Genomic DNA, 12,978 nt, shown 5'->3' on the forward strand with positions numbered 1-12,978 from the left:
TTTATTTCTTATTTTGAATATAACCGTCTTGATATTGTTCTTGATATTTAAAGATGAACTTATCTTGTTCTTTTTCAGATAATTTACCTAAAATATACTGATACCCGACTTTTATACTGTCATTAAAGTATAATTGATATTTTGTATAATTTGCTGCTTGCGATGCTGTTACTCTATTCGGAGCTAAGGTCTTAAATAAATCAAAGCTATTCTCAATATGCCTATACATTTTTTTCAAAATTAAATTCTCATCTTTGGGATTTACCACCTCACTGTTATTGTAACAGTCGTCATATAAATGAACCATAAATCGGTCAAGAAAAGCATCTGATGAAATTATTTTATCAGTATTTATATCATTCCAAATACATAGATGTTGAAATAGTTTCAATCCAATTTCTGTAATTTTAAATTCATTATTTATCCCTGTGATAATCCTAAAATCCAACATCCAATTTAATCGAGGCATTATTATATGTTCTAAATATACCTCTGGTTTTTCCCATTTTTTTATTCTATTTAATACGGTTTCTATACCATTTAAAATCTTTCTATCTTCGTGAGAGTTTTCTTTTTTATAATTTTCTAAACGAGCTATCAGTTGATTTTTAAATACGTGAACCAAATGAGAATATGTTGTTTTTTCTTCGATATAAAGTAATTCTAAAAGATTGCTAAAATAGAAGTAGTCATTTCTTAAAATACATTCTAAAAAGAATATTCTGTCGAAGCCATTTAACTCAAAAACATTGCTTGAATCTGAAAATTCACTTTTTAAAACTTGATAAATCTTAAATGGTTTTCCAGAATAGTAAATGTTGTTTATTTTGTTTAAAAACTCTAAATCATTTGCTGTATCAATATATGGCTTGGCAGATATTCCCGTTTTTGTCTCGTTAATCAATCCTTTCTTAAACTGATTTTCTTCTAATAACTCTTTATACTTTAAACAATAATTCTCAAACTTTTTGTCAATTGACGTTGCAGGGACTTTCTTATTCTCGTTAAGGAATAGTGATAAAATTTTAAAATATCCCAAACGTCTAACTTTAGTGTTAGTAGATAGTACTGGAACTATCTTATTGTCTTTTATCAATTTGTTTTTACGAAAAAAGACGGTATAAAAATTTGGAACAGAAACTGTACTTATACTATTCTCAATAAGATGTTTTGCAAATTTAATATCCCACCAAAGTTCTTCAATAATCTGAATATTAAATAAATAACTCCCATACTTATCACACATTGCATCTCCAAAATCTATACTCGTATAATAGTCAAGTACAGCATCTTGCTGATGCGCCGTTATTATTTTAATGAACGAAAACATTTCATTGGTAATAGACCTGCCTTCTGTCAAATCTTCTCTCCATCCTAAATATTCGTGCCCTTTTATGGTAAGAGATGTAAACTCGTCTATCCTCCTTAAAAATTCGTCAATATCAGAAAAGTCACTTATAGTGTTGTAAGAATAATATTCATCATCAAGAGCATCATTATCTATGTCGTCATTTATGTCAAAAGAAAATGCAATGACGTAGTCACCGCCAAACTCGAATGATAATTCGTTTTGGTGAATCATTGCTTGCTGGCAATCATTTAAATAATATTCAAGTACCTCTCTCATTTATATAAAACAACTCGCACATCCAATTCCTTCTTCCTCGCCTAAAATATCAATAAGGTAAGGAGATTGGTTTTTAGATGCTTTTCGTTCCATTCTTTTTACATACTCTTCTTTAATTTGAGCCATCCTTTTGGGCTGAATTAACTCTGCTAAACTTTCGCCTTGTGCCCAAGTGTAACCGTCTTTTTCATATTCCATTGCTTTTTTGTAAAGCTCTGGATGTTGCTCGTACAACCAAACCCATTCTATTTTTTGTTGGTAAAAACAGAAATAACATCCGGAACGGCTTCTGGCATATTGTCCATTTTTACCATTTATTTCAAAATCAATCTTATTATAATAAGCAGGAACGCCTACACCGCTTTCCTTTAAAATTCTGAAAATATCATCTCGCACCAAAACATCATCGTTTTCGAGTAATGGAAATGTACTTTCGCTTGCCAGAGGATATTCGGTTGTTTTTAAAAACTCAAAAACCAAATGATTAAATCCTTTTATGTCAGTATCAAGTAAAGCATTTAACTTTTGTGCTTGAGTAAACGAAGTATTTATTTCCTTTGTAATGATTTGCAATGCTTTTTCCTGAAACCTTCCAAAATCTATGTTATTGGCATAAGTTTCAATCTTTTCTATATTTTGGTTAGACAAGGCTTTGGCAATCACGTCTTCACTCCATATATTTTTTCGGAATGGGAAAATAGATTGTATGTTTTTCTTGGTAGAAATATAACCCTCTCTCTCTTCATCTCCTCTAATACCTACATAAGAAACTACGGGGTCGGTTCCTACATATTTTTCAAACGGGTCAAGTTTCAGTTTTTTAGTACACCAACGAGAGTTTGAAGAAGGTAAGTAGCCTCCGTACATTTTTAAAAAATGGTCAAAAGGGTCTTCAGAACTGTTCTCTGCACCTTTCAAAATATTTATTTTGACCCCAAGATATACTTCAAGATTTCTGATGAGTTGATAGGTTTCCTCCAATTCTTTCCCTGTATCACTCGAATAAAACTCCAAATCCAACTCCGGATATTTAGTTTTGACATAAATAGCTAAAGCCGCACTATCCTTACCTCCCGAAATTCCTAAAACGTGTCTTATTTTACTCATTGCATAAGTTCTTTTAATAAGTTCAACACTGCCGCAATATTTGAAGTGTTATCTTTTCCAAGTTTAGTTTTCAATGCGATTTTTAACTCTTCTATTTCTTTGCTCTTACTTTTTGGTATTCTTACAACTTTAGGGTCTATCTTGCTAAAGAAAGAATCAATTTTAACCCCTATGACTTCTTCATTAGCCTCATCAATATCTGCTTTGGAGATATTGGTTAAGCTATCAAGTTCCAATATCATCGCTTTGAACTTCTCGTATAACAAAATCTCATCTTCATCGGTAAAGACTTCAAGTGTTCTTCCTGTAATTGCTTGTGCAATGGAATTGAGCCACGCTGTTTTATCTTCTAAAGCTGAATCAATACGTTGTACAAATGTCTTTTGATTAGCCAGTAACAAATGTTTTTTTAGCTTTTTAAAACGCTTTTGCAAATGTTCTTTATACTCTTCAAACTCTACGGGCTTTCCAACAATCTCATCGCAAATAAAATCTTCAAATCGTTTTACCAATTCATCGTAAGAAGTTCGCAATTCCCGAACTGCATTTTGAAGGTTTGTAGTATAGCTTTGTAATTTCGACTTATCTTGTTGCAAAGTAGTAAGCGATAATCCTAACGCACTCGGAAAAGCTTCAAAAAATGTTTCTTCAGGGTCTTTGCTCGTTGCTATTGCTTGACGGATTTTTAATGCAGACGGAGAAAGTCTTTTTGTTTGTTTGGAATATTCCTTTAGTTGTTTGTAAAAAACAATAAAAGGTTTTATAGTCTCTATAAAAGAACCATTATCAATTTTTTGTTCTACAGATTGATTTAAAAAAGTTCGGTAACTGTTAAAAATATCCAATTTTACACCCTCAATATCAAATGCTTTAATCGTATATTTTTCTGGGTATTTAGAGATTAGTTCAAGATTTTCATTGGACAAATAAGGAATATAACCTTCTTCATTGAAAACTGCAAAATCATCACGTTTCAAAAACAAAAAAGTTGGTATCCAAAAATCAATCAGACCTTGTTTTAATTTAAGCGGTCGTTTGCTTAATATTTCAACAAAATCAGAAACCTTTTTAGATTCAAATTTGGCATCTTCTATAAAGTCTTCAGAGACTTTCCACAGTTCATAAAATGATGAGGTTCTATCAATCGAAATAATATCCATAACGTTTTCCCGAATAGGAGAAATGCCGTTTTCTTTCAAAAGTGATAAATAGATGGTTTTTTCAGGCGGAAATTTAGCGTCCTCAAAACCTAAATTTTCCTTATCCCAATTAGTTGATAATGCTTTGAAATAATTCTTTTTAGCAGTATGAATTGAAGAAGAGATTTTATGTCTGTTTACCAATTCATTTTTAAAAATTGGCGTTGCACTATACACAATACTACAAACTTGTGAAAGCAGTTTGATGAAATCTTTTTTATTGGAAATTGTTTTTTCTTCTCCTTTGAAAAACCATTTTACATCTTTACTTCCTGTATAAATACTGTCTGTAATATAATGATTAAGTAGTCGGATTTGTGCATCAACAATATTTTCTAACTCTCTTTTAGCTACTTTATCGTCTTTATTTTCGTCAATTACCTTTTGAATTTTCTCAATTTCAAACAGCAGATTTTTTATTTCGGCTGAATTTTGGAAGAAACAATAGATAATAGCTTCTTTTTGATTTTTTGAAGCGTCCTGAATATCTGAATGTCTGATTTTACTATTGAAAATAAGATTTACAAAACCATCTATCTCCCCAACAGGAGTTTTCTTGATAGGATAGTCAGATATGACAAAATCAAAAAATCTTGGTGTTCCTGTTTCATAGGAATATAATTTGGCAGATACAGGAGAAAATTTAAAATATTTACCGAGTAAGGTGGTTATATCACTAACTTCTGAAATTCTATTTCCAGCCTCAATAATTGCTGTTTGAATATCTAAGTCCGTTCCTTCAAAAAGGATATAACGTTTACTATGAGAACGGAAACGGATAATGTTTTTTGCATCAAGATTTTTGATAAGTGTTTCACTATCCACAACACCACAGGCAATTTCAAGATAATTGCTCAAAAATTTCCCGTCTAAAATTGCTCCATTTGCCGAAAAAACATTCAGTATTCCGATTGTTTTTACGACTTTGATATAATCGTTAATAGATGTATCGAATGTTCGTTCTACATTTTCTATTGCGGAACGGATTGAACTCCAAGCCGAAAAATCAGGGTTGTATCTTGATGTAAGAAATGAATAAAAATTGAAATTCAGATAATCATAAACGCAACTTAAATTGTAAAATGGATTTTCCTGTTTATTGAATTTTGTCAACCCTGTGTTGTCGGTTGATTCAAGAAATGTGAATAAAGACCTTTCATTCTGTCCATAACGTTGCAATGCAAGCGTAAGCGTATTTGCTGCAAGAATATCAAGAGGATAAAGTTTTGTAACAATTTCATTCAGAAAATCTTGGTTGAAATCAAAAGCTTTTGTTTCAACAGCTAATTTCAAACATTTCTCAACTGCTGATTTATTAGGTTTAGCTGCAATGTTCTCTGCAACGTATTCCGAAGCCAAATACAAAAGCTGTTCTACAGGTTCGTTAAAAGTAATTTCTCTAAAACGACCTTTGACTTTTGTCCACTCTTGTTTTTGAGTACTATTCAACGAATAAGCATACGATTCAAAGCTTTGATGAACCGTAGTTATCAGTACGATATTATACTTCGGATTATTACAAAATTCAGCCAACTGTTGAATAAAATACAATTCATCTTCAGGATTGTGTTTGCTTGCATATTCCAAAAACTTTCCAAACTCATCTAAGAGTAAAAACAACATACCGTTGTCTTTTCCAAGTGAATGATAACGATTGAAAATTTCAGAAAGAATATTTTCGTGTTTATTTTTGTTTATGCTTACTTCAAAAATATCGGCAAACTGTTCTACGATAGAGGTATATGACCCAACAATTTTTACAAAATCAACTTTTGGGTTGGCAATGAAATTAGGTTCAAAATAACGTTTCTTGCCTTTGATACTTTGCTCAAGAGCTAAAAGAAATGAGGATTTTCCTGTTCCATATGTCCCGATAATATTAAACGAACGAATTCCTTTTTTAAAATCATTCACGATTTGACATACAACTTGCCCTGCATTGGGAGTTGGGATATAATTGAAATCCCTTTCTGTATCTCTAAGGATATTTACCGATGTAGTGAAATTATTTGCCATAATACTTGTCTAAAATTGAGTAAGCGTTAGGTTTATTTTTGAACTGCAATTCTTTGATTCCTGCGTGGTCTGTAAAAGTTATATCTTTATTTTCCTTCAAAATTCCAGAAATTTTATTGACTAATCCCGAACGGTTCAACGCAAAAACCGAACTCGGACTATTCGTGTCAAATTCCAAAGAATTTAAACTGATAGAGTTTCCGTAGTTTAGATTATCCAATATAGAGTACAGAACAATTGCTTCTGGTAAACTATCCCTTTCGTTGTTTTCGATTTGGTACTGTTCATCTTTTCCTTTTCCCACCTGGGTCAGCAAGCCTATCTCCGAAAGAATTCCTGAAAAACTATCTTCTATATCGTTACTGTCGTTGTCATTTTTATACATATTCACAAAAACTGAAAAATCTTTTGCTACTGTATTTTCATTAAAACTTAATTCAGAATTTGCTTCTTGAATTCGCTTTAAATAATTTAAAAAAGTTTCTTTGGTAAAAAAGAGTTTCTCCTTTCTAAACTCATTGAAAATAACACTGTAGATAGAGGCTAAACCTGTTTTTACAAGCTGATAATGTAATAACCATAAACTTGCTTCATCTTCTAAATAAGGGTCATAGCCTATTTCTTCATCAAATAACTTTGTCCCAAAGTCTGTTGGATTATCTTTATTGTCAATAATATTAAATGCTTTCATCCAATAACGGATAGCAGAAACCATATTTTTTCCGACACCAAGTTTTACAACTGCATCCTCGCTGTTGAATGATTGTCCTTCTTGAACAAAGTCATATCCCTTTTTTAGCCAAAGTTGACGGCACTGAAAAGAATCGTGACCGGAAAATGTAAACTTCAATATTTCTGAATTTGCTGCTATCATTATTGTTTAGAAAATAACATTTTATATGCTGTAAAAGTAATCAAAAATAATGTTAGAGACAATGTTAATGATCAAAATCAATTGTTTAAAATAGGTGTTTTTAAACACTTTTACAGATACATTTAAATAATAGAATGAAACGTTTGTTTGTAAGTTTAAAAGACTACATTTGTCTTGCTCAAAAATCTATAACACAATGGATTGAATATTTTTATATTTAATTAAGCCCAAAAACTTGTCTGAGCTTAGAGATTCTTTTCACAATCTCCGCCCTTTCTTCTTTTTCTTCATCCGATTAGCAAACTGTTCTTCTTCGTAATCCTCGCCCTGTGCTTGGGGCAAGAGGCTGAACAATCCCAAATCGGAACTCTGCGAATGCTCCTGTGAGATGAATTCAAAGAGGTTTTTTGTTGGCAAATTATCCAACGTATCTGTTTTGGAAACAGGATTGTTCTGTGTTTTCAGTTCGGGTTTGTTGCCGTTGTTCCACCAATCATTGAATACATTTGCAGACAGGTCTCTGTCTAACTGTGAGCCGTTCCAAATGCTTCGGCTTTCGTGGTCGATGAACGTGATACCGTAAATTCGTCCACTGTCGTTCCTGCGAATAATCGTATTGATACCTTGCTCTACAAGTTGCTTTTTAAAATCTGTTTCGCTGTTTGTGGTATGTATCGCCAATTCAATGGTATTCTTTAGGACAGACCTCGCAGGGTTGTTTTTCATTTTTTCTTTGGACAGCTCAAAATGTTTTTGAAGCTGTATTACTCCTGCATCTTTTCCGAAAAGTGATGCTTTGAACGGATTGCTTGTCTTATTGCCGTTTTCATCCAACGCTACATAGACTAATCCATTTACAGTTTGACCGTTCCGCTCTCCTTTGACTTCTTCCGCTGTGATATTGAAAAGGGAAAGTAACGCATTATAGCTTCCCATAGTAGAATAGCTATAATACTTTCGTAGATGCCGTACTACCGAAGCAATCTGACTTTTGATGTCGCCATTTTTATGATTTACAGGCTTAAAAATCTTATCGGCTTGTTTCTGTTCCTGTTCGGTGGCTTTGTTCAGGTTATATTTGCTTTCCAAATCCCGACAAATAGCCATTGAGCGAGGGTGGTCGTAATCATCGGGGATTTTCTTGCCGTCAATTCCCACGCAGGTCGAAACGATATGGATATGCGTTCGGTCAATATCCGTATGCTTGAAAACAATATAGGGCTGATTACCATACCCCATACGTTCCATATATTCCTGAGCCATATCCGTAAACTGCTCATCGCTGACCTTATCCGCAGGATCTGGGTTCAGCGATATATGCCGTACCGTTTTTTCTGTTTTGATATTGGCAGACAGATATGGTTCAAAGCATTTATTGAGATATTGGGTGGAGTACCTGCCGTCTATTGTATCGGGTATCTTGTTCAAGAGCAGAACGGTTCCGTTTTCCTTTTCCACTTTCTGCTGATTGTACAGAATCGCTCCATATATATTGCTTCCCTTTCCTATTTTTGCAATCATTTTTCTACTCTTTGTTTAGGTGTTTTTTCTCAAATTCTTCGGTAAGAATTAAAACCTTTAGCAATAATTCTTTCATTTCTTTGGTCTCCTTTTCCAATTTAAAGAGGTATGCAGATGCTTTTTGCTCCGAAAAATTGCGGTACAATATCTTCACAATCTGATTATAATTTGTTCCGATTGCTCGGAACTGACTAAAAAATCGGGTCAACTTTTCGTGATATTGTATTGCATCCATATCAATTTTAACGGTCTTTACTGTCTTCTGAAAGATGCAAGCCGTAATGAAATGTGCTTTTATGTTCATTCCCGATTGGTCAAAAAGGGCAAGAAACTTGGCATTTTCCTCTGCATTCAAGTTAATGGAATACCGATGTACGGCAGGGTCAATCTTCGGTTTTCTACCTGTTTTCCTAATTTGTTTACTGTTCTTTTCTTCCATAATAATCCATTTTTAATTTTAAACAAACGTGCGACTTCGGAGCCGTTTCCAGCCCCCTGCAAGGGCAAGTGCTTTTGAGGTGCCGAAATTCATTTCGAGTACCTCAAAAGATAACTTGCTCTGAACAGGGGTTCAGAAAAATCCGTTCTGCAAACGGATTGGAGTTAGCAGGGAAAACCCATAGCTTCCATTACAAATTTCGGTAAGACTATTTGAATAACAGCTATTTACAACAATGACAATGAACGCCAAATGATGCCACTGAATACCACCTTAAAGCAGATTGGGACTGCTTTTATTTCCTTTGTATATGGCTAGCTAGCTGATTGGTTATATCCTTAATGAAGTAACTAAACAGCATAAATCCCGACAGCAAATCTGCGTGATAGAATGCAGACGAATTGCAGATTTTTGAGTTAATGAACTAACCAATTAAGGATCTGCAGGTGCTTAGGTAGATAGGTAGTTACATAGATACAACAGTATATACAGCTGATTGCTTAGTTAACCACACAGCTAATTGGATATAATATTAAAAATGATAGATATGATACACGAAGAAAACAAAAATCAGCAACCCGAAAAAGAGGATTTCTCTATTGAAAATTTCATAACTGATGAAAATAAACAATCTTTCACGGAACAACAGGTAGTAACACATCGGGAAGATTTTGTCAAACCCAAAGTAGATGAGGAAGCTATTATGCGTGTAATGGCAGGCGAAGAACCTTCGGAAACTGAAACGGAAAACACAAAAACACCTGCGAGTAATACAAGAAGGATGATTTACAAGCCAAAGAAGCTGACCAAAGAGGACTACTGCGGACGGTTCTTCAAAATTCCCACGACAACGGCAAGCAGGGGGAAATCAGTGTATGTACGGCAGGAACACCACGAAACATTTAACAGGCTTACAAATATTATGGGAATCGACAAACTGACGATTTATGCGTATCTGGACAACATTATCGAATACCACTTTCAGGAGTTCGAGGAATTGATTAGGGAAATCTATAACGAGAAACACAAACCGTTGTTTTGATAACTATACGTGGTGGGTGGTACGTTTCTACCTCTTAAAATTATTTTCCAAAAGAAAAAAACAGAAAAAAAAGAAAGCCATTTTAACAAGGGGGACAGGCGGAAAAAAACCAAAAGGAAACGGAATAAGTCCCGAAGGGTGGCAGGGCACACAACAAACTCGGCGAAGCCACCATATTTGCCCTGCCATTATGCCGTAGTCTTTTGGTTGGGTGGTGCGGAGGCTGTCCGCCTTATCTTTGCTCCCTTTTTTATTCTTTTTTTAATCAATTCCAATCAAAGAAAGGGTACAAAAAACACGTAAGGGCTAAGGATAGGGTGTTTTTGGTATGCTTTCCTTTATCCGTACAAAACTCTTTAAATGTATAAGAGCTTTGCGAGGAAAATTTAAAGTGTTTTAAGGATTACTTTCTATTCATATCGTGCCAACATAAGCCAAATACTGCCACGTAATGCCAAATGAAAACAATACATTCCCTTGTGTTCTATATTGGGTACAAATTTTGAACCTATGGCACAAAAAGTAATACCTGACAAAGAGCAGAAAGAGAAAGAACAAATCAGAAAAAAAGAACATAGTCCTTTGATACAGGTTGATAAGCAGAGCGACCCGATTTCCAATTTCATCGCTAATTTAAAACGTCAGTTCAGGGAAGCAAAAGGCTTAATAGATTGGAACAGGCTGTTCGGGGGCAAGCGTGTTGAACAAAAAAACAACCTGCCGAACCTGAAAGTATAATAGGTGCGACAAAAATGGTGATGCATTCGGATTTCAAAAACGATGAAAAAAGTCAGAATGTACAAACTGATAAAAAGCCAGCTTTGAGAATGGATAATACTATAAAAAAGCAACAAGCTCTTCCGAAAAAGAACAACCCAAAATTGGGATTATAGTCGAGTATTTGGCAACTGCACGCCAAATACCGCCATTGACTACAACATTAGAATAACCTATGTCAATAGCTTTTATTTTCGAGGTTTAAATGATGCAGATATGGAAATAACAGTTTTAGACATTCAGATTTTAAAAGCATTGCATGGGGAAGTTAAGGAAGTTTCCAATTTGATAGCGGAAATGACTGCACCATACAAAGCATTGCAACAGGCAACGAAATGGCTCGACCAACAGGAAGTCTGCCAACTGCTCAATATCAGCAAAAGAACATTGCAGACGTACAGGGTTAAAGGCATTCTTGGGGCAACGCAAATCAATCGGAAGACGTATTTCAGGTTATCCGAAGTGGAATTACTTATGCAGGGAGAGCGACCATCAAAAAAGCAAAAGAAATGAAACAGATTGTAAATTCAAACGAGGATATGCTTGTTCTGCTCGAAGCTGTGGTAGGCATCAAAAATGAACTGCTGTATATCAGGGAATATTTCCACCCACTCTTAAAAGGGGAAATCTACCTTTCAGGCGAACAGGTTTGCGAGATGCTACACATTAGCAAACGGACGTTGCAACAGTACAGAGATGACGGACTGATACCTTTTATCAAACTCGAACGGAAAATCCTTTTCCGTGAAAGCGATATTGTAAAAGTATTGGAAGATAATTATCAGCGTTAGCCTATTGTTTGAAACTGTAACCGTATCGGTCAATTAAAGAAACAGCCCACTGACTTAAAGCGGTGGGCTGTGTTGTTTTATAAACGTGTAGATTAAATTCCAAGTTTGTCATGCATTGCTCGCCATTCTTTTCCAAATTCAATCATTTCTAATGCAGCTTTTCGTCTGTCTTCGGGCAGGCATTGTATGCAAGTTGGATACTGAATGCCTTTGTAATGTACTTTACAATTAGGGCATAACTCCATATTTTTTAAATCATAATTAGAAGCACATCTTCTACATGCGGTTATCGTGTCTTCAAATGAAAGATATTTTATGTCGTCAGTTAAGTAGAGTAAAAATGCTTCTTTTCCAATGATTTCTTCATTTTTGGTTTTAGCGTCTTCTCTTTGAAACCAATATTTTATATTTGATAAATTGTGGTTGTTTTTCCATTTGTCTTTTGATACAAAACATTTGTCTCGAACATCAAGAGCTTCTTCATCCGTATAAAAAATTGTGATTAGTTCTTCTAACGATTTATAAATTGGTTCATCAAACTCGTGTTTGCATACCGAACAACGATATTGCGGTAGTTTTCTCACTCTCTTGTTAGGACGGTTGTCTCCACAATTTAGGCATAAAGGAACAGCTATGTAATCATAGTTGTTTACAATATGTTTCTTAAATTCCGATTTATCAATGTCAGAATTAGTTTCTTTAAAAATTTGAGTGTATTTTATTGTTATCTCTCTTTCGTAGTCGGAATATTTCTTTGGATGAGAAAGATGCTGAATAGTTAAAGTGTCTACACTATCACATATTTCGCATTTTTCTTTAAGAATTTTAGCTCGTCTTTCCTTCCAGTCTTTTGTGTGCCAAGACCGTTGTCCTTCTTTGTAATCTTTCCAATACAGTTCCTTGGCAAGTTTTAATGAAATTTCTCCATTACTCAACTTTTCCCTTAATTCGATACGTTCGTTATATGTCAACATACTTTAACCATATTGATTTAATATATTCGAGTTACCATTCTTTTTTCTGCGTCAAAGTTCCATTGTACCTGCCACGCTCTACCGTCTATTTGGTCAAGCAAAATGAAGTTATATGTGTTTGTTGTTGGATAAAGAAAAAATCTACCATTCTTCTCTTCATCTTTAGTTACCCGTGAAATGTCAGATAGCGTAGTCTCAAATTGATTGTCTTTTAGGCTCCATTGGACTTGCCACATTTGTCCATTTCTCGTATTTAATTTGATAAAATTATACGTATTATTTGTAGCAAAGAGCCGATAGACAACAGTGCTATCCGTAGAAATATTTTGAGTAGGAGGTTGGGATGTGCTTTGAGCAAAAGTTAGCATTGTCGTTAATGCAAAAATCGATGTTAAAAAAAATATCTTCATTAATCTGTTGTTATCCGTGTTTATTTTGAATGTGTCGTTTATTATGTTGACCCGAAATTTGTTTATACCTCTCACAATATCTCGCCAATAGAACTAAATAGGTTGGTTTTACTCAACTAATGTGAGAGTTTAATTTTTATAAATAGCTAAAATACAAAAAAAGCCAATATCTAAATATTGACTTTTTTTAAATCGCTGTAA

Annotated in this window: 12 protein-coding genes; 4 read left to right on the top strand and 8 right to left on the bottom strand. The window is 34.1% G+C overall.

The window, feature by feature from the left end:
• Position 1 precedes the first annotated feature (1 nt).
• The 6 genes from A4F88_RS15520 to mobA all read right to left on the bottom strand — a co-directional run bounded on the left by A4F88_RS15520 (position 2) and on the right by mobA (position 8,783).
• The gene (locus tag A4F88_RS15520; protein ID WP_068843555.1) at positions 2 to 1,627 is read right to left on the bottom strand and encodes a hypothetical protein; all 1,626 of its coding nucleotides are present in this window, start codon (positions 1,625 to 1,627) and stop codon (positions 2 to 4) included.
• Entirely contained in the window at positions 1,628 to 2,734 is a 1,107-nt protein-coding gene (locus tag A4F88_RS15525; protein ID WP_068843556.1) for a phosphoadenosine phosphosulfate reductase family protein, read from the bottom strand.
• A complete protein-coding gene (locus A4F88_RS15530; protein ID WP_068843557.1) occupies positions 2,731 to 5,949 on the bottom strand; it encodes a hypothetical protein in 3,219 nt (1,072 codons plus the stop codon). Before A4F88_RS15530 ends, A4F88_RS15525 begins: the two co-directional genes overlap by 4 nt.
• Entirely contained in the window at positions 5,939 to 6,823 is an 885-nt protein-coding gene (locus tag A4F88_RS15535) for a DUF4007 family protein (protein WP_082815784.1), read from the bottom strand. The genes A4F88_RS15530 and A4F88_RS15535 overlap by 11 nt, the downstream gene beginning before the upstream one ends.
• A 258-nt stretch (positions 6,824 to 7,081) precedes the next feature.
• Complete coding sequence (mobB, locus tag A4F88_RS15540; protein WP_068843558.1) at positions 7,082 to 8,344, bottom strand: conjugal transfer protein MobB; 1,263 nt, start codon at positions 8,342 to 8,344, stop codon at positions 7,082 to 7,084.
• Positions 8,345 to 8,348: 4 nt separating this feature from the next.
• The gene (mobA, locus tag A4F88_RS15545) at positions 8,349 to 8,783 is read right to left on the bottom strand and encodes a conjugal transfer protein MobA (RefSeq protein ID WP_068843559.1); all 435 of its coding nucleotides are present in this window, start codon (positions 8,781 to 8,783) and stop codon (positions 8,349 to 8,351) included.
• 547 nt (positions 8,784 to 9,330) lie between these two features.
• Between mobA and A4F88_RS15550 the strand changes: the two genes are divergently transcribed.
• The 4 genes from A4F88_RS15550 (at position 9,331) to A4F88_RS15570 (ending at position 11,393) form a co-directional block, all read left to right on the top strand.
• The gene (locus A4F88_RS15550; RefSeq protein ID WP_068843700.1) at positions 9,331 to 9,825 is read left to right on the top strand and encodes a DUF3408 domain-containing protein; all 495 of its coding nucleotides are present in this window, start codon (positions 9,331 to 9,333) and stop codon (positions 9,823 to 9,825) included.
• 510 nt (positions 9,826 to 10,335) lie between these two features.
• Entirely contained in the window at positions 10,336 to 10,563 is a 228-nt protein-coding gene (locus tag A4F88_RS25770; protein WP_245179136.1) for a hypothetical protein, read from the top strand.
• Positions 10,564 to 10,818: 255 nt separating this feature from the next.
• Positions 10,819 to 11,115 (top strand): helix-turn-helix domain-containing protein, encoded by a 297-nt coding sequence (locus A4F88_RS15565; protein ID WP_034868167.1) that lies wholly within the window; start codon positions 10,819 to 10,821, stop codon positions 11,113 to 11,115.
• Positions 11,112 to 11,393, top strand: a complete 282-nt coding sequence (locus A4F88_RS15570) for a helix-turn-helix domain-containing protein (protein ID WP_068843561.1) — start codon at positions 11,112 to 11,114, stop codon at positions 11,391 to 11,393. The genes A4F88_RS15565 and A4F88_RS15570 overlap by 4 nt, the downstream gene beginning before the upstream one ends.
• Positions 11,394 to 11,485: 92 nt before the next feature.
• Here A4F88_RS15570 and A4F88_RS15575 read toward each other — a convergent pair whose 3' ends face one another.
• The gene (locus A4F88_RS15575) at positions 11,486 to 12,367 is read right to left on the bottom strand and encodes a hypothetical protein (RefSeq protein ID WP_068843562.1); all 882 of its coding nucleotides are present in this window, start codon (positions 12,365 to 12,367) and stop codon (positions 11,486 to 11,488) included.
• 17 nt (positions 12,368 to 12,384) lie between these two features.
• Complete coding sequence (locus A4F88_RS15580) at positions 12,385 to 12,777, bottom strand: hypothetical protein (protein WP_068843563.1); 393 nt, start codon at positions 12,775 to 12,777, stop codon at positions 12,385 to 12,387.
• Positions 12,778 to 12,978 lie beyond the last annotated feature (201 nt).

Origin of the sequence: Flavobacterium chilense (genome assembly GCF_001602525.1) — a bacterium.
GTDB lineage: Bacteria > Bacteroidota > Bacteroidia > Flavobacteriales > Flavobacteriaceae > Flavobacterium > Flavobacterium chilense.

Excerpts from the sequence above, each read along its gene's own strand:
- A4F88_RS15530 (WP_068843557.1), bottom strand. The coding sequence starts at position 5,949 with ATGGCAAATAATTTCACTACATCGGTAAATATCCTTAGAGATACAGAA.
- mobB (WP_068843558.1), bottom strand. The coding sequence starts at position 8,344 with ATGATTGCAAAAATAGGAAAGGGAAGCAATATATATGGAGCGATTCTG.
- A4F88_RS15550 (WP_068843700.1), top strand. The coding sequence starts at position 9,331 with ATGATACACGAAGAAAACAAAAATCAGCAACCCGAAAAAGAGGATTTC.
- mobA (WP_068843559.1), bottom strand. The coding sequence starts at position 8,783 with ATGGAAGAAAAGAACAGTAAACAAATTAGGAAAACAGGTAGAAAACCG.
- A4F88_RS15575 (WP_068843562.1), bottom strand. The coding sequence starts at position 12,367 with ATGTTGACATATAACGAACGTATCGAATTAAGGGAAAAGTTGAGTAAT.
- A4F88_RS15520 (WP_068843555.1), bottom strand. The coding sequence starts at position 1,627 with ATGAGAGAGGTACTTGAATATTATTTAAATGATTGCCAGCAAGCAATG.
- A4F88_RS15535 (WP_082815784.1), bottom strand. The coding sequence starts at position 6,823 with ATGATAGCAGCAAATTCAGAAATATTGAAGTTTACATTTTCCGGTCAC.
- A4F88_RS15580 (WP_068843563.1), bottom strand. The coding sequence starts at position 12,777 with ATGAAGATATTTTTTTTAACATCGATTTTTGCATTAACGACAATGCTA.
- A4F88_RS15570 (WP_068843561.1), top strand. The coding sequence starts at position 11,112 with ATGAAACAGATTGTAAATTCAAACGAGGATATGCTTGTTCTGCTCGAA.
- A4F88_RS15525 (WP_068843556.1), bottom strand. The coding sequence starts at position 2,734 with ATGAGTAAAATAAGACACGTTTTAGGAATTTCGGGAGGTAAGGATAGT.
- A4F88_RS25770 (WP_245179136.1), top strand. The coding sequence starts at position 10,336 with ATGGCACAAAAAGTAATACCTGACAAAGAGCAGAAAGAGAAAGAACAA.
- A4F88_RS15565 (WP_034868167.1), top strand. The coding sequence starts at position 10,819 with ATGGAAATAACAGTTTTAGACATTCAGATTTTAAAAGCATTGCATGGG.